The sequence below is a fragment of the Mesorhizobium sp. YR577 genome (genome assembly GCF_900116595.1).
GTDB lineage: Bacteria > Pseudomonadota > Alphaproteobacteria > Rhizobiales > Rhizobiaceae > Mesorhizobium_M.
In genome coordinates this window covers 102,854-120,345 of the sequence record NZ_FPBI01000001.1, presented here as the reverse complement: position 1 = coordinate 120,345, position 17,492 = coordinate 102,854, and the positions used below count along the sequence as shown (strand labels likewise).

Annotated in this window: 11 protein-coding genes; 6 read left to right on the top strand and 5 right to left on the bottom strand. The window is 64.6% G+C overall.

The window, feature by feature from the left end; genetic code table 11:
- Positions 1-78: 78 nt before the first annotated feature.
- The 4 genes from htpX to purH all read left to right on the top strand — a co-directional run bounded on the left by htpX (position 79) and on the right by purH (position 6,034).
- A complete protein-coding gene (gene htpX / locus BM413_RS00615) occupies positions 79-1,092 on the top strand; it encodes a zinc metalloprotease HtpX (protein WP_091908955.1) in 1,014 nt (337 codons plus the stop codon).
- On the top strand, positions 1,083-2,483 hold the full coding sequence (locus BM413_RS00610; RefSeq protein WP_091910197.1) for an RsmB/NOP family class I SAM-dependent RNA methyltransferase: 1,401 nt from the start codon (positions 1,083-1,085) through the stop codon (positions 2,481-2,483). The genes htpX and BM413_RS00610 overlap by 10 nt, the downstream gene beginning before the upstream one ends.
- A gap of 106 nt (positions 2,484-2,589) precedes the next feature.
- Positions 2,590-4,314 carry a heparinase II/III family protein gene (locus tag BM413_RS00605; protein WP_091908952.1) on the top strand — a complete coding sequence of 575 codons (1,725 nt, stop codon included), beginning with the start codon at positions 2,590-2,592 and terminating at the stop codon, positions 4,312-4,314.
- Positions 4,315-4,417: 103 nt separating this feature from the next.
- Positions 4,418-6,034, top strand: coding sequence for a bifunctional phosphoribosylaminoimidazolecarboxamide formyltransferase/IMP cyclohydrolase (gene purH, locus BM413_RS00600; RefSeq protein WP_091908949.1), 1,617 nt, complete (start codon positions 4,418-4,420; stop codon positions 6,032-6,034).
- A 173-nt stretch (positions 6,035-6,207) separates the two neighbouring features.
- Here the strand turns inward: purH and BM413_RS00595 are convergent, their stop codons facing one another.
- Both BM413_RS00595 and BM413_RS00590 read right to left on the bottom strand, forming a co-directional pair.
- A complete protein-coding gene (locus BM413_RS00595; protein WP_091908944.1) occupies positions 6,208-7,581 on the bottom strand; it encodes an MFS transporter in 1,374 nt (457 codons plus the stop codon).
- 131 nt (positions 7,582-7,712) lie between these two features.
- Positions 7,713-8,792 carry an adenylate/guanylate cyclase domain-containing protein gene (locus BM413_RS00590; RefSeq protein ID WP_091910195.1) on the bottom strand — a complete coding sequence of 360 codons (1,080 nt, stop codon included), beginning with the start codon at positions 8,790-8,792 and terminating at the stop codon, positions 7,713-7,715.
- A 116-nt stretch (positions 8,793-8,908) separates the two neighbouring features.
- Between BM413_RS00590 and BM413_RS00585 the strand changes: the two genes are divergently transcribed.
- The gene (locus BM413_RS00585; RefSeq protein ID WP_091908939.1) at positions 8,909-9,343 is read left to right on the top strand and encodes an SRPBCC family protein; all 435 of its coding nucleotides are present in this window, start codon (positions 8,909-8,911) and stop codon (positions 9,341-9,343) included.
- Positions 9,344-9,387: 44 nt separating this feature from the next.
- On the opposite strand, the gene BM413_RS00580 is transcribed toward BM413_RS00585, so the two are convergent.
- Positions 9,388-14,193: an NAD-glutamate dehydrogenase gene (locus tag BM413_RS00580; RefSeq protein ID WP_091908936.1), complete on the bottom strand. Its 4,806-nt coding sequence runs from the start codon at positions 14,191-14,193 to the stop codon at positions 9,388-9,390.
- A 273-nt stretch (positions 14,194-14,466) separates the two neighbouring features.
- Here BM413_RS00580 and BM413_RS00575 point away from each other — a divergent pair, with 273 nt between their 5' ends.
- Entirely contained in the window at positions 14,467-14,793 is a 327-nt protein-coding gene (locus tag BM413_RS00575) for a YciI family protein (protein WP_091908933.1), read from the top strand.
- Positions 14,794-14,802: 9 nt separating this feature from the next.
- Here the strand turns inward: BM413_RS00575 and BM413_RS00570 are convergent, their stop codons facing one another.
- Together BM413_RS00570 and typA are read right to left on the bottom strand one after the other, a co-directional pair.
- Positions 14,803-15,414 (bottom strand): LysE family translocator, encoded by a 612-nt coding sequence (locus tag BM413_RS00570; RefSeq protein ID WP_091908930.1) that lies wholly within the window; start codon positions 15,412-15,414, stop codon positions 14,803-14,805.
- 211 nt (positions 15,415-15,625) lie between these two features.
- Positions 15,626-17,455 (bottom strand): translational GTPase TypA, encoded by a 1,830-nt coding sequence (gene typA, locus BM413_RS00565; protein WP_091908926.1) that lies wholly within the window; start codon positions 17,453-17,455, stop codon positions 15,626-15,628.
- Positions 17,456-17,492 lie beyond the last annotated feature (37 nt).

Sequence of the window (17,492 nt, the reverse complement as noted above, 5' to 3'; positions counted from 1 at the left end):
GACCAATTCTTACCCATCATATAGCGAAGTTTTATCGCGTATCGACCCTTTCCTTGCGCGCGTTTACGGAGCCTAAGAATGAACATCATGCGAACCGCAATGCTGCTGGCCTTCATGACCGCGCTGTTCATGGCCGTCGGCTATGCCATCGGCGGCTCGGGCGGCATGATGATCGCCTTCATGATGGCGGCCGCCATGAACCTCTACAGCTACTGGAACGCCGACAAGATGGTTCTGCGCATGAACCATGCCGTCGAGGTCGACGAGAAGAATGCGCCGGAATATTACGGCATCGTGCGCGCGCTGGCCGAACGCGCCGGCCTGCCGATGCCGAAGGTCTATCTCATCGACAACCCACAGCCCAACGCATTCGCCACCGGGCGCAACCCGCAGAACGCGGCGGTTGCCGCCTCCACCGGCCTGCTTCAGCGGCTGTCGCATGAGGAAGTGGCCGGCGTGATGGCGCATGAGCTTGCCCATGTCCAGTATCGCGACACGCTGACCATGACGATCACCGCGACCCTTGCCGGCGCGATTTCCATGCTCGGCAACTTTGCCTTCTTCTTCGGGGGGAACCGCGAGAACAACAATCCGCTCGGCTTCGTCGGTGTGCTGGTGGCCATGATCGTCGCCCCGCTCGCTGCCGGAATGGTGCAGATGGCGATCAGCCGCACGCGCGAATATTCCGCAGATCGGCGTGGCGCCGAGATCTGCGGCAATCCGCTCTGGCTGGCATCAGCCCTTGACAAGATCGCCCGCAACGTCGAACGCATCCACAACCCCGACGCAGAGCGCAATCCCGCAATGGCTCCGCTCTTCATCATCAATCCTCTTTCCGGCGAGCGCATGGACAATCTTTTCTCGACCCACCCCAACACAGAGAACCGCATAGCCGCGCTGGAGGAGATGGCACGCCAGGGCATGGGCGGCAACGGCGGCGCGCGCCCTGCCCCTGCGCCGCGCAATCCTGAGCCGCGCGAAGCCGGCCCGTGGGAAGCTCCCGCAAAGCCCGCCGTCGAGGAAAAGCCGACTCAGCCGAATTCCGGTCCATGGGGCCGCAACCCAACCGGGCCGAAAGGCCCATGGTCGTGACCGTGAACGACCGTCAGCGCTCCAAACCGAAACCATTCAGGCAATCGGAATACCAGAGACAAGAGGATGCGAATGCGCCCGGCCTCGCCGCGCGTAAGGCTGCGGCAAAGCTGCTGGCAGCCGTCATCGACGCAAAGACCTCGCTCGACGGACTGACCGACCACGACCATGGCCATCCGCAGTTCAAGGCGCTCGACATGCGCGACCGCTCGCTGGTGCGGGCTATCCTCGCCACGGCCCTGCGCTACCGCCGGACCATCGACAACCTGATTTCGGCGCGGCTTGAAAAAGCGCTGCCTGCCAACGCCACGGCACTCACCCACATCCTGCATGTCGCGGCAGCACAGATCCTGTTCCTCGACATTCCCGACAGCGCCGCCGTCGATATCGCCGTCACCCACGCCAAGTCCGATCCGCGCACCGGCCGCTTTTCCGGTCTGGTCAACGGCGTGCTGCGCTCGCTGGCGCGCGGCAAGGCAGAGGAACTGCCGGCCATGCTGGCCGAGACCGACGATGCCCCGGAATGGTTCCGCGCCCGGCTCGTTTCCGGCTATGGCGCAGATGCGGCAAAGAAAATCCTCACCGCTCATCGCCTCGAAGCCCCTGTCGATTTCACCGTGAAATCCGATCCTCAATCCTGGGCGGAAAAGCTTGGCGGCATCGTGCTGCCCACCGGCTCGGTACGCGTCGAACGGCTCGCCGCCAATGTGCCGGACCTGCCCGGTTTCACTGAGGGCGAATGGTGGGTGCAGGACGCCGCCGCAGCACTTCCCGCGCGCCTGTTCGGTGATGTTTCCGGGCTGCATGTCGCCGACCTGTGCGCAGCACCTGGCGGTAAGACGGCACAGCTGGCGCTGGCCGGCGCACGCGTTACCGCGATCGACAGCTCGAAGAACCGGCTCGCCCGGCTGGAGAAGAACCTTGAGCGGTTAGGCATGACCGCCGCAACCGCCCAGGCCGACATCCTGCGCTATGAGCCGGAAGAACTCTTCGACGCAGTGCTGCTCGACGCACCGTGCTCGTCGACTGGCACCGTGCGTCGCCACCCGGACGTGCCATGGACGAAATCGCCTGCTGATATCGAAAAACTGGCCGACCTGCAGTACCGCCTGCTTGCCCGCGCCGTCACTTTGGTCAAGCCCGGTGGACGGATCGTCTTCTCCAACTGCTCGCTCGACCCGCTCGAAGGCGAAGCGCTTTACGAAGCCTTTCTTGCGGCCACGCCCGGCGTTGCCGATGATCCGATCCAACCCGGTGAGGTAGCAGGCGCCGACGCGTTCCTGACGCCGAAGGGCACTTTGCGCACGACGCCGGCGGACATGGATATGGGCCGTCCGGAGATTTCCGGGCTCGATGGCTTCTTTGCCGCGCGCCTTACCCGAATTGGGTAGGTCACAACTTATCCCCAGGCCGCGCCGGTAGCGAAATTCAACTTCGCATAGAATCTTGAATCATATAACGTTCTCGCCGGGCGGACGTCTTTTTTGGAGGAAATTCTTGTCGATTGCGGCAGGCAACACGACAGGCCTTTGGGCGCTCGTCGCCAAAGAGCTTTGGCGCAAGACCCGCCGTCGCTTGCGCGCCGGACCGGTCTACCGCTGGCGCTATACCGGTCGTACGCCAGAGCGCGTGCTGATTGCGCCGCCCGATCTCAGGCTCGCCGACCAGCAGGTTGCGCTGGAAATTTATTATGGCCGCTACCCGCTTTCAGGCCATCTCGTCGAGACCGGCGGCAAGTCGCCGTTCCAGATCGAGGTGCCCAATCGCGGCTGGCAGAAATCGCTGCACGGCTTCCGCTGGCTGCGCCATATGCGCGCCGCCGGCACCGAGCTTGCCGCCGCCAATGCCCGCGCGCTGGTTTCGGACTGGATCGCCACCCATGGCGGCCGCATCTCGGGCGTCGCCTGGGAGCCGGCGACCAGCGCCAAGCGCATCATCGCCTGGCTGCAACATTCTTCCGTCGTGCTGCAGGGTGCCGAATTCCCTTTCTACCGCGCCTTCCTGAAATCGCTGGCGCTGCAGATCCGCTATCTGCGCTCCATGGCCCGTGAAATGCCCGACGGCGAGGAGCGCCTGCGCACCCGCATCGCGCTTGCCTTCGCCGCGTTGTCGCTGCCCGCGCCGCAGACCGCGTTGCGCAGCGCCACGCGCAACCTCGCCGACGAGCTGAACCGTCAGATCCTTGCCGACGGTGGCCACATCTCGCGCAATCCGATGGCGGTTCTGGAACTGCTGGCAGACCTGCTGCCGCTGCGCCAGACCTACGCCAACCAGGCCGAGACGCCGCCCGAAGCGCTGATCGGCGCAATCGACCGCATGCTGCCGGCGCTGCGCTTCTTCCGCCATCAGGACGGCAGCATCGCCCGCTTCAACGGCATGGGCGTCACCATTCCCGACCGCATCGCCGCCATCATGCGCCATGACGATACCGCCGGCGCGCCGCTGCTTCACGCCCCGCATTCCGGCTATGAGCGCCTGTCGATGGGCGGCACCACGGTGATTGCCGACACAGGCACTGCGCCGCCCAGCGAAGTTTCGGAAGCGGCACATGCCGGCTGCCTATCCTTCGAGATGTCTTCCGGCCGCCAGCATTTCATCGTCAATGCCGGCATCGACGCCTACGGAGCGGAGGAATTCCGCCCGCTGGCGCGCGCCACCGCCGCCCATTCCACCGCATCGCTCAACGACACCTCGTCGGCGCGCTTCAGCCATTCGCCGCGCGTCAACGGCCTGCTTGGATCGCCGCTGATCGGCGGGCCGCGCCATGTGCCTTCGGAACGCACCGACAGCAAGGGCACGCAAGGTTTCGTTGCCAGCCATGACGGCTATGTCGCGCGCTTCGGTCTCTATCACGAACGCGAAATGGCGCTGGCTGCCGATGGCAATATCCTCACCGGCATCGACCGTTTCCTGCGCTCACGCGGCGCGCCGCCACTCGACAATGGCCGCGATCTCGTCACCATCCGCTTTCACATCCACCCGGATATCGAGCTTTTCCACGACGACAAGGATCGGCTGGTGCTGGCAGCACCCCATGCCGACAACTGGCTTTTCACCGCCGGCGAAATGACGCCGACGGTCGAGGAATCGATATTCTTCGCCGGTCTGGGCGGGCCGCGCCACAGCCGCCAGATCGTGCTCTCCTACAAAGCGTCACAGTTTCCCGAAATGCACTGGCAGTTCACGCGCACGCACTCGGCCGGTTACCCGCAGAACAACTGAGCGGGCCTTTTGGCCGATTTTCTGCCCCGCAAAGCTTGATTTACCTTGCGTCTGTGCTAGGCCGCGCGCATCCGCCTCCCAAGCTCGAAAGGCCCGCTCCGACATGGCCGTCGCCTCCAAGAAAATTCCTGCGCCCGACCTCGTTCCCGTCCGCCGCGCGCTTCTCTCCGTCTCCGACAAGACCGGCCTGGTCGATTTCGCAGCCGCGCTGGTAAAAGCCGGCGTCGAACTGGTCTCGACCGGCGGTACCGCCAAGACGATCGCCGAGGCCGGCATCGCCGTGCGCGACGTCTCGGAACTCACCGGATTCCCCGAGATCATGGACGGCCGCGTGAAAACGCTGCACCCCTCGGTCCATGGCGCGCTGCTCGGCGTGCGCGACGATCCCGATCATGTCCATGCCATGCACGTCCACGGCATCGAGCCGATCGACCTCGTCGTCGTCAATCTCTACCCGTTCGAGGAGGTTCGCCAATCCGGTGGCGACTATGCCTCGATCGTCGAGAATGTCGATATCGGCGGTCCGGCCATGGTGCGCGCATCCGCCAAGAACCACGCCTATGTCGCCATCGTCACCGACCCGGAAGACTACGCCCCGGTGATCAATGCGCTTGAGATGAACATCGGCAGCCTGTCCTTCGAGTTTCGACAGAAGCTCGCTGCCAAGGCCTTTGCCCGCACCGCAGCCTACGATGCAGCCATCTCCGGCTGGTTTGCCGAGGCACTGGCCATCGAGCATCCGACCTGGCGCGCCTTCGGCGGCAAGCTCGAAAACGTCATGCGCTATGGCGAGAACCCGCACCAGCAAGCCGGCTTCTACGTCACTGGCGAAAAGCGCCCGGGCGTGGCCACTGCGCGCCAGCTCCAGGGCAAGCAACTCTCCTACAACAACATCAACGACACCGACGCGGCCTTCGAGCTGGTCGGCGAGTTCGACCCAGCCGGTTCGGCGGCGGTGGCCATCATCAAGCACGCCAACCCTTGCGGCGTCGCTGAAGGCGCAACGCTGAAGGCAGCCTATGCCAAGGCACTGGCCTGCGATCCCGTCTCTGCCTTCGGCGGCATCGTCGCCGTCAACCGCCTGCTCGACGCAGAGGCGGCGGAAGAGATCGTAAAGACCTTCACCGAGGTCATCATCGCACCCGGTGCCAGCGAGGAAGCACAGGCGATCATCGCCGCCAAGAAGAACCTGCGCCTGCTCGTCACCGGCGGCCTGCCCGATCCGCGCACGGCCGGCGTCATGGTCAAGTCGGTGGCCGGCGGACTGCTGGTGCAGTCGCGCGACAACGCCGTGGTCGACGGGCTCGAGCTCAAGGTCGTGACCAAGCGCGCGCCGACTGCACAGGAACTGGCCGACCTGAAATTCGCCTTCCGTGTCGCCAAGCACGTCAAATCGAACGCCATCGTCTATGTCAGGGACGGCGCAACGGTGGGCGTTGGCGCCGGTCAGATGAGCCGGGTCGATTCCGCGCGCATCGCCGCCCGCAAGGCACTGGACGCAGCCGAGGCTGCCGGCCTTGCCGAGCCGCTGACCAAAGGCTCGGTCGTCGCTTCCGATGCCTTCTTCCCCTTCGCGGACGGGCTTTTATCGGCCATCGAAGCTGGCGCTACCGCCGTCATCCAGCCGGGCGGCTCGATGCGCGACGACGATGTGATTGCAGCGGCGGACGAGCATGGCATCGCCATGGTGTTTACCGGCGTGCGGCATTTCCGGCATTGAGCGCTGTTGCCCTCCCCCTTGAGGGGAGGGTGGCCGCGAAGCGGTCGGGTGGGGTCGCCGCGGAAGCGCGAGGCGCCACTTGAAGCATATCAGAAGCAGGTAAGATCAGCCGCTATGACCCCTCGCACCTCGCTTCGCTCGGCACCCTCCCCTCAAGGGGGAGGGATAAGCGCTCAATCCACCTTGTCCGCCGGATAAGGCGTCGGCCACAGCACGGCCATGCCGACTACCAAGAACAGCAGGATCATCGCCATGCCGAGACGCGGCGAGCCGCTGAGCGCGGTCACCGTTGCCACCAGAAACGGCGCGGCGAAACTCGTCGCGCGGCCGGCCAGCGCATAGATACCGAAATAGCGCCCGGCCTCCTCGGCGGTAACGCTACGCGCCAGATAGGAGCGCGACGAGGCCTGGACCGGGCCGAAGGCGATCCCGATCAGCAGGCCGAAGAGAATGTAGGCCTTTTCCGCCGGCGTGCCGAACAGGCCGCCCGTATCGGCGCCCGGCAGCATCAGCGCGCCGAACAGCGTGAAGCCCGGACCGGTCGAGACGATACCCACCGTCGCGATGGTCAGGAACACCAGCGAAATCATCACAACCGTCTTGGAGCCGAACGCCGTATCGAGACGCGCCGCGATCCAGCAGCCGAAGATCGCGACGACATTGAGGATGATGCCGAAAACGCCGATCTCGGTGATCGACCAGCCGAACATCGCCGCCGCAAAGACACCACCCAGGCCGAGCACGGCATTGACGCCGTCCTGATAGATCATCCGCGCCACCAGAAAGCGCAAAACGCCGCTGCGCTGGCGCACCTCGCCCAGCGTCGATTTCAACTCGGCGAGGCCCTCGCGCACGGCCGGACCGATCGGCTTGCCCTTGGCGCCGTCGGGCGTGAAGAAGAACATCGGCAGGATGAAGATGAAATACCACAGCGCCGAAAGCGGCCCGGTCGCGCGCGCATCCTCGCCGAGCTTGGGATCGAGCCCGAACAGCGGATCGACGCCGATGATCGTCTTGCCCGTCTCCTGGGAACCGGCGAGCATCGTCACCACGAAGATCAGCGCGATCATGCCGCCGAGATAGCCGAGCCCCCAGGCAATGTTGGAGATCTTGCCGATCTCGGCCTTGGAAACGAGGCGCGGCATCATCGAATCGTTGAACACGGTGGAGAATTCGGCAGCGACCGATGCCAGCGAGAAGAACAGGATCACCGGCACCAGCGGCGAGCCGGGTGCCGCAAACCACAGCGCGCACAGGCTCGCGATCTTGATCGCGGCGAAGAATGCGATCCACGGCTTGCGCGGACCGGTCTGGTCGGCGATGGAGCCGAGCACCGGCGACAATATGGCGATGATGAAGCCGGCGGCGGCTATGCCATAGCCCCAGGCGGCCTGCCCCATGGCCGGGTCGCTGGCCATGCGTGAGACGACATAGGGGCCGAAGATGAAGGTGGTGACCACCGTGAAGAACGGTTGCGCCGCCCAGTCGAAGAACATCCAGCCCCAGATGCCGCGACCGGAGGCGCGCTGAACTGTCACGTCGGCCATATTTCCTCCACCCGCCTGCATCGCGTTTTAGGCTGGCGCCATGTCTGCATGTTTTTGGGAGCCGTGCAAAGGGAGAGTGCCAGAGACGGAAATTCTGTGTCCGACAACTTTGCGGTGCACGAGGACCTACCTCACGCCTCTGGCGCATACACCGCGCAGGGCTCGGCGATACCGCGCAGCCTGTGCTCGCCGAGCGGGATCAGGGCTTGCTGCGTTTCCGCTGCAAACGCCTCCGAAAGCAGCACCGGGCGGCCGAGCGGCCGGCACAGGCCCTCCAACCGGCTGACGAGGTTCACGGCAGAGCCGATAGCGGTGAAATCCAGCCGATCGGCGGTGCCGATATTGCCCCACAGCATCTCGCCGATGTGGAGCGCCGTGCCGAAGGGCAGAAGCGCCAGGCCTTGCGCGGCGCGCGTGCGGTCGAGGTGATCCATGCCGGCGCGCGCGGCCGCCACTGCGCGCAGCGCAGCGTCGCAGGCGGCAGCAGCGTCGCGCTCGCCTATCGGGAAAATCGCCAGCACGCCGTCGCCGATGAACTTCAGCACCTCACCGCCGAAGGCGTGGACCGCGCCGGCGATGCGGTCGAACCAGGCGTCGAGCGCTGCGATCACCTCCCTCGGCGCGGTCGTTTCCGACAGCTCGGTGAAGCCGCGCAAATCGGCATAGAGCAGTGCTGCGCGGATCGTCTCGCCGGGCTCGCGCCGCAGCCGGCCGGCCAGCACCTGTGCGGCGCTGCGCCGGCCGAGATAGGTCTCGAGCAGCACTGCCTGCGTCGAGCGCGCAGCAAGCACGGCAAGCGGCGCTGCGGCAAAGCGGGCCACCTCGCGCAGCAGTTCGAGGTCAGGCTCACTGAATGGACGCGCTCCAGCCCAGCCAAGCACGGCACCGTCGGGAGCAGAGCCGGCGAAATCCTCCTGCACGGCTTCGGCGCCGAGTTGCACCAGCCAGTCGCGTCCGACATTGGCATGAGCGGGATCGGCGGGTCCGGTGAGGCCGAAGCCCAGCGCCTCGATCACTCTTCCGGTATCGGCGCGCCACAACCATGTGCGCCGCGCGATGATCGGGTGCGGCGCTGCCTGGGTGAGTGAACCGCCGGCGAGCGGCACGCCATCGGCGACGAGTCTCGCGCCGAGTGCCGCGAGGAAAGCGTCGGCGCTGGGCAGGTCGATCGCCTCATCGACGAGAAACGACAGAGCAGCGTGAAGTTGCATGGCCGCCATCATGCAATGGTGTCAGGCGCATGTCATGAGGCGGTAGGCGCTTTCTTGCACCGCATGCCGATTGGACTACAGTGCCGTCATTGCGCCAAAGCCGCAGGAGCCTGCCGATGCCCGAAACGCTTCGCACCGAGATCCAGATCGCGGCCCCGCAGGCGACGGTCTTCGCCTTCCTCACCGATCCCGACAAGATTTCGCGCTGGATCGGCCCGGCGACCACCGAGGCCCGCCCCGGCGGCATCTATCTCGTCAGCGTCGGCGACAAGCACATCGCCCGCGGCCAGTTCACGGAGGTGATCCCGATCCACCGCCTCGCCTACAGCTTCGGCTGGGAAGGGCGTGAGGAGGTGCCGCCGGGATCGAGCCTGGTCGAGATCGATCTCGTCGAGAAGGATGGCGGCACACTGGTGCGCTTCACCCATAGCGGGCTGCCCAACGAGAACGAACGCGACAGCCACGAGAAGGGCTGGAACCACTATCTGCGCAGGCTGTCGATAGCTGCGGCCGGCGGCGACCCGGGACCTGACAACTCACCCGAAGCCTGAGGATGAGGGATTGAAGGTGGGAGATGTACTACACCTCTCCCGCCTCACATCCCCGTCAGGTCGCTCATCAGACCGGATGCCACCGAAAGCCGCGACACGGTGATGTCGCCGCCTTCCGTCAGCCCTTGCAGGCGCTCGCGGATGATCGCGATGCGCGCGCCGCCGGCATCGAGCCAGGCGGTGACCGGATCGGCGGCTTTGCCGAAGCCGGTGAGCGCTGCAACCGCGATGCCGCGCCGGGCCGTGTCGATCGTGTCGGTCGCCCGCGACAGCGCCAGCCCGTCATAATAGTCGGACGGCGTGATCGCGCGCGCAGCGTCCTCGATGCGGGCGATGCGGAAGGCGTCGCTGACGCCGAAGAAGGCTTTTGCGGCGGCCACGATATCGGCCTTTGCCGTGCGGGCAACCAGCGCGATATCGGGAATGAGTTCGGCGACATCCGTCTGCGCCAGCCGCTCGGCCAGCCCCTCCGGCGCGCCGGCAGCAATGAAGCCGAGGCGTTTTTCTTCCAGCCTTGCCTTGTTGAAGGCCGGCAGCAGCGAGGCGAGTTTCGGCTCCAGCGCCTTGCGCGCCTCGGTCAGCTCGGCGATCTGCTTGTCCACCGCACCGTCGCCCACGCCATGCCTGAGATACCACCCGCAGGCCACGAAGATAAGCCGGCCAACGGCCTGATAGAGGTCAAGCTGCACCTGTCCGTCGATGCGGTTATCCAACGCGTCGATATCGCGATAAAGCGACGGCAGGCCGAAGCCCGCCCGCACGATCGTGAAGGCGCGCACAACATCGGCAGCCGTGCTTCCCGTCGCTTCCTGTAGCCGGTTGACGAAGGTCGGCCCGCCGCGATTGATCAGGTCATTGGCCAGAACGCGGGCGATGATCTCGCGCCGCAGCCGGTGCGTACCGATCTCGGCGGCGTATTTCTTCGCCATCTTTTCCGGGAAATAGCCCATCAGGTCGCGCTCGAAATGCGGATCGTCGAGCAGGTCGCTGGAGACGATATCGGAAAACAGCACGATCTTGGCATAGGCCAGAAGCACGCCGAGTTCGGCCCGGGTCAGCGGCTCGCCGCGCTTTTCGCGCTCAGTGAGGGCTGCCGGCGAAGGCAGCGTTTCGACGGTGCGGTCGAGCAGGCCGCGCGCTTCCAGCGCGCTCATGAAGCGGCCCTGATAGGCAATGTCGGCCAGCCCGCGCTTTCGCTGCAGCGAAAGCGACAGCGTCTGCTGGTAATTGTTGGAAAGCACCAGCGCGCTGACCTCGCTGGTCATCTCGGCGAGCAGCTTGTTGCGAGCAGGCCGCGTCAGCGAGCCCTTGCGCATGGCGGACGCCAGCGCGATCTTGATGTTGACCTCGACGTCCGACGAATTGACGCCGCCGGAATTGTCGATCGCGTCGGAATTGCAGGCACCGCCTAGAAGGCCGAACTCGATGCGCGCGCGCTGCGTCGCACCCAGATTGGCACCCTCGCCGATCACCTTCACCCGCAATTGGGCGGCGGTCACGCGGATCGCGTCATTGGCGCGGTCGCCGACTTCCTGGTTGCTCTCGCCCGCCGCCTTCACATAGGTGCCGATGCCGCCGAACCACAACAGGTCGGCCTCGGCCTTGAGGATGGCGTTCATGATCTCGTTGGGCGAAGCCGTCGTCTTGTCGAGGCCGATCGCCTTGGCAGCCGCCGCCGGCAGCGTGATCGATTTCTGGCCGCGCGAAACGATGATGCCGCCCGGCGACAGCTTGGTCTTGTCATAGTCCTGCCAGCTCGAGCGCGGCAGGTCGAACACGCGCTTGCGCTCGGCAAAGGAGGCCGCCATGTCCGGATCGGGATCGATGAAAATGTCGCGATGGTCAAAGGCCGCGATCAGCCGGGTCTGCTCGGAAAGCAGCATGCCGTTGCCGAACACGTCGCCCGACATGTCACCGACGCCGACGACGCTGAACGGCGTCGTCTGGATATCGCGGTTCATCTCGCGGAAATGCCGCTTCACCGCTTCCCACGCGCCCTTGGCGGTGATGCCCATCTTCTTGTGGTCGTAGCCGGCCGAACCGCCGGAAGCGAAGGCATCGTCGAGCCAGAAGCCATGCGCCTCGCTGATCGCATTGGCGGTGTCGGAGAAGGTCGCCGTGCCCTTGTCGGCGGCGACGACGAAATAGGGATCGTCGGTGTCACGCCTTATTGTGCTTACCGGCGGCACCACCTTGTCGCCATCGAGATTGTCGGTGATCGAAAGCAGGCTGGAGACGAAATTGATATAGGCGCTCTTGCCCGCCTCGAAGACCGCTTCACGCGTGCCGCCGACAGGCGAGCGCTTGGGGAAGAAGCCGCCCTTGGCGCCCACCGGCACGATGACAGCGTTCTTCACCTGCTGTGCCTTCACCAGTCCCAGCACCTCGGTGCGGTAGTCCTGCGCCCGGTCAGACCAGCGCAGCCCGCCGCGCGCCACCGGGCCGAAGCGCAGATGCACGCCCTCGACCTCGGGGCCGTAAACGAAGATCTCGCGCCATGGCCGCGGCTCCGGCAGGCCATCGACATTGCGCGAATCGAGCTTGATCGCCAGCGACTGGCCCTTTTCCTTGATGCCGGCAACGAAATGATTGGTGCGCAGCGAGGCTTCGATGAGATTGGCGTAGCGCCTGATGATCGTATCATCATCGATGTTCGGCACCTGCTCCAGCGCGTCCTTGATCGCTGCCTTCAAATGCTTGGCAGTGACATCGCCATCCTTGGCCTTGGGGTCGAAGCGGGCAACGAAGAGATCGAACAAAGCGCGTGCGATCTGGGGGTAGCGGTTAAGGGCTGCGGCGATGAAATCCTGGCTCTGCGGAATGCCGGCCTGCTGCAGATAGCGGCCATAGGCGCGCAATATGCCGATGGAAGTCGACGGCAGGGCGGCCGTCTGGGCCAGCGCGTTATAGCCGTCATTGTCGGCATCGCCGCGCCAAACCGACAGGAACACCTCCTCGAACAGCGCACCGCCGTCGGAAAGGTCGATCGGCTTGCCGAAAGCGTTCTCCAGATCCATGTCGTGGACGAAGACCATGCCGGTCGTCTCGTCGCCGACCTCGAAGGTGCGCTCGCTGATCACCCGGAAGCCGGTGTTTTCCAGCACCGGCACGCGCCGCGACAGCGCCACCGGCGCGCCGTAGTGATAAATCTTCAGCGCCGCCTGCTCAGAGCTCTGGCCGGCGTGGCGATAATAGTCGATGGCGATCGGATTTTCAGCGCTGAGCGATGCGATCTGCTGCGCGTCGACCAGCGCCTCAGCCGGCGTGAAACTGTTGCGGTAGCTCTCCGGGAAGCGGTTGGCGATGGCCGTCAGGCCGGAATCCGCGCCGGAAGTCGCAGCGACTTCCGCCAGCGCATCCTCCCAGGTCCGCACGATGTCACGGATCGCCGCTTCGATCGTCTTCTGCTCGACCTTCGGCGTCTTGCCGCCGGAACGGCCGATGATGAAATGGACACGCGCCAGCCCGCCTTCCGGGAAGGCCGGATAATAGGCCGAGAGCCGCCCGTCGAAGACGGTCTTCAGATAGCTGCCGATCTTCTCGCGTGCCACCGAATCGTAGCGGTCGCGCGGCACGAAGACCAGCACGGACACGAAGCGGTCGAACTGGTCGACGCGCACCAGTGCCCGCACGCGCGGCCGCTCGACCAGGCCGAGGATCGCCTCGGAATGCTTGCGCAGCGTCGGCACGGCGATCTGGAACAGTTCGTCGCGCGGATAGCTCTCCAGCACGTTGATCAGCGCTTTGCCGGAATGATCGGCCGGGTCGAAGCCGGATTTGGTGACGACCGTCTGCGCCTTGGAACGCAGATAGGGGATCTTCATCACCGAGCGCGTATAGGCAGACGAGGTGAACAGGCCGACCATGCGCAATTCGCCGGCGAGCCGGCCTTTGGCGTCGTAGGTTTTCACCCCGACATAGTCGAGATAGATGCGCCGGTGCACCACCGACTTGGCGTTGGCCTTGGTGACGATCAGCGGGTCCGGCCCATGGAGGAAGGCGCGGATTTCCGGTGTCGTCGTGTTGTCGCCATCGATCTCTCGGCGCAGCACCATCACGTCGGGATCGCGCAATATGCCGAGCCCCGGCTTGCCGGCGCGGTCGAGCGTGCCGCTCTTCTCGCCGCCGGTGTAGCGGAACTCGCGCATGCCGAGGAAAGTAAAATTGTCGTCGCGCAGCCATTCGAGGAAGGCGATCGCTTCCGTCACAGCATCCTTGTCGAGCGGGATCGGCGCATAGCGGAATTCGGAGATCGCCTGATCCAGCCGCGCCAGCATCGGCTTCCAGTCGACGACGGCGTCGCGCACCTGCGAAAGCACGCGCTTCAGCCGCTCTTCCAGCCCCTTGGCCTGATCCTCGCTGAGCGCGCGGATATGGACATGGATGACGCTCAGCCTGTCGGCGCCCTGGTCGCCCTTGCCTGCACCGCCCTCGCCCAATATCGCCTCGACGCCGCCCTTGCCATGCTTCACGGCGATCACCGGATGGGTGACGAAGGCCGGCTCGCCGGCAGTGTCGGTGATTTCACCCAATACCGAGTCGAACAGGAACGGCATGTTGTCGTTGACGACCGTAACGACGGTCAGCGGCCTGTCGCCAACCGACACGCCGGCATCGCGGTCGATGGCGACGACGCATTCACCCTTCTTGTGCTTTGCCACCGCGCGGCCAGCCAGTTCGGCGGCCTTGGCGAGCGCTGTCGCCTCATAAGCGGCGACATCTTCGGCAGGCGCGCGGGCCAGAAGATAATCCGCCAGTTGAACGGATTTGTCGGCAGTCCTGGTCGAAGGGGCTTTCCTGGCCGGCGGAGCTTTTTTCGCTGCGGTTCTGGATTTGAGACCGGATGCCATTGGAAATCTCCCCCGTCATATGCTTTTGCGACTATCGTAGCAGATGGAGCGCGTTTGGCGACACTCATCGATGCAAAATGCGAACTTCTTATGAAGAGCAGATGACGCGGCATCGGCGACAGAAATACGGCATCGAAACTGATTTCTTCGCGGCTGTTTCAACGCACGATGGGAGTGCCATCTGCGGTTGATTGCCGGCTCAAAGATTCAGGCAGATTATCTGCGTGTGGCGTAGCCACATGCCGGCTGCGCCGATTTCTCTGGGAGGAGAACATGGCGAAATTTCTCTACGTCTATCATGGCTCCGGCAAGATGCCGGAAACCGAAGCCGAGAAAAAGGAAGTGATGGACGCCTGGACCGGCTGGTTCGGCAGCCTGGGTGCAGCGGTGGTCGACGGCGGCAATCCTGTCGGCATGTCGAAAACCGTGCTGCCCGGCGGCAAGGTCGAGAACAATGGCGGCTCGAACCCGACCGGCGGCTATTCGATCATAGAGGCGAAAGACATCGACGATGCCGCCAGCAAGGCCAAGGGCTGCCCGATCCTGTCGGCACCCAACTGCAGCATCGAGATCGCGCCGATCATCGAGATGAGCATGTAGCTGCGGCAGTTACCGTGCCGCGATTGCGGCGGCAGCGCCCGCCATGGTCGTGGCGCTGACGCGGTTGGCGATCTTCATCGCGCGCTGGCTTTTCAGCAGCCGGCGCGCTTGTGCTGCAGCAATGACCCAGGCGATGTCGATGGCGACCAGCACGATCGCCATGGTCAGCGTCAGCTCGACCCAGCCGACGACGCTGACCGAGGCCAGATCGATGATAGTCGGCAGCAGCGCCAGATAGAACATCATGATCTTGGGATTGCCGAGCGTCACCCCCATGCCGGCAAAGAACAGTTTTACGGGTGAATCCTCACGCGGCATCTCGCCGTCGCGCACCGCCACAGGTGCCGTCCACATCTTCCAGGCGAGATAAGCGAGATAGGCCACGCCCGCCCATTTCACGATGACGAAGGCGAGATGAAAACTCTGCGCCACGACGGCAAGCCCGAACACCGCCAGCGACAGCCAGATCGCCTCGCCGATCCACATCGCCGCCAGGAAGGGCAGCACGTCGCGAAAACCCTTCGAGATCACCCGTGCGACAAGGGCCGCAATGCTGGGGCCGGGCGAGCCAGCAGCGACCAGCAGCGCGCCAGCGAAGATGAGAAGGGATGTGGGTTCCATGGGTGATCCTCCGGGCAATGCCTCGGAGAATATGCCGATTGCGGATGAAGCGCACCAGCGTTTTCTCCCCCCTTGAGGGGGAGATGGCGCAAAGCGCCAGAGGGGGTCGGTTCATGCCGAGCTCGACGCAAAGCAACGTCGAGCACTGCCGCAGCGACCCCACCCGGCCCTTACGGGCCACCCTCCCCTCAAGGGGGAGGGAAAGCTGGCGTTATGCAGCCCCTGCCGTCTTCGACGACTTCTCGAAGCGCTTGCGCTCGTTCGGGTCGAGATAGAGCTTGCGCAGGCGGATGGTCTTCGGCGTCACTTCGACCAGTTCGTCGTCCTGGATCCAGGCCAGAGCGCGCTCCAGCGTCATGCGGATCGGCGGGGTCAGCTTGACGGCCTCGTCCTTGCCGGCGGCGCGGATGTTGGTCAGCTTCTTGCCCTTCAGCACGTTGACCTCAAGGTCGTTGTCGCGCGAGTGGATGCCGATGATCATGCCCTGATAGACCTTGACGCCGGCTTCGATGACCATCGGGCCGCGATCCTCGAGGTTCCACATGGCAAACGCCACCGACTCGCCCTGATCATTGGAGATCAGAACGCCGTTGGTGCGGCCGGGCAGCTCGCCCTTGTAGGGCTCGTAGGCATGGAACAGCCGGTTCATCACCGCCGTGCCGCGCGTGTCGGTCAAGAGTTCCGACTGGTAGCCGATCAGGCCGCGTGTCGGCGCGTGGAAGACGATGCGCTGGCGGTTGCCGCCGGAGGGGCGCAGTTCGACCATCTCGGCCTTGCGCTCGGACATCTTCTGCACGACGACGCCGGCATGCTCTTCATCGACGTCGATGACGACTTCTTCGACCGGCTCCAGCAGTTCGCCGTTTTCGCCCGTCTGCATGACGACGCGCGGACGCGATACGGCAAGCTCAAAACCTTCGCGGCGCATCGTCTCGATCAGAACGGCCAGCTGCAACTCGCCGCGGCCGGAGACGAAATAGGAATCCTTGTCCGCCGATTCCTCGATCTTGAGCGCGACATTGCCCTCCGCTTCGCGCAGGAGGCGGTCGCGGATGACGCGGCTGGTCACCTTGTCGCCTTCGGTGCCGGCAAGCGGGCTGTCATTGACGATGAACGACATGGTGACGGTCGGCGGGTCGATCGGCTGGGCATGCAGCGGCTCGGTCACGGCCGGGTCGCAGAAGGTGTCGGCGACGGTGCCCTTGGAGAGGCCGGCGATCGCTACGATGTCCCCTGCCTGCGCCTCGTCGATCGGCTGGCGCTCAAGCCCGCGAAAAGCGAGGATCTTCGACACGCGTCCCGTCTCTACGACCGAACCGTCATTGTGCAGCACCTTGACCGGCTGGTTCGACTTCAATGTACCGGATTCGATGCGGCCGGTGATGATACGGCCGAGGAACGGATTGGCTTCGAGCAGCGTACCGATCATGCGGAACGGGCCCGGGTGAACGGTCGGCGCGGGCACATGCTTGAGGATCAGGTCGAACAGCGGCGCCAGGCCCTGGTCTTTCGGTCCTTCCGGATTTTCAGAGACCCAGCCATCGCGGCCCGAACCGTAGAGAATCGGGAAGTCGAGCTGCTCGTCATTGGCGTCGAGTGCGGCGAAGAGATCGAACACCTCATTGACGACTTCGACATGGCGCGCGTCGGGGCGGTCGATCTTGTTGATGACGACGATCGGGCGCAGGCCGACCTTCAGCGCCTTGCCGACGACGAACTTGGTCTGCGGCATCGGGCCTTCGGCAGCGTCGACCAGAACGATGGCCGAATCCACCATCGACAGGATGCGTTCCACTTCGCCGCCGAAATCGGCGTGGCCGGGCGTATCGACGATGTTGACGCGCGTGTCCTTCCAGTCGACCGAGGTGGCCTTGGCAAGGATGGTGATGCCGCGTTCCTTTTCGAGATCGTTCGAATCCATCGCGCGTTCGGCTACGCGCTGGTTTTCTCGGAACGAGCCAGCCTGCTTGAGAAGCTGGTCGACAAGGGTTGTCTTCCCATGGTCGACGTGCGCGATGATCGCGATGTTGCGAAGTTTCATGTTTTCACTCGGGAGGGTTGCGGGCACAGCCTGGCGA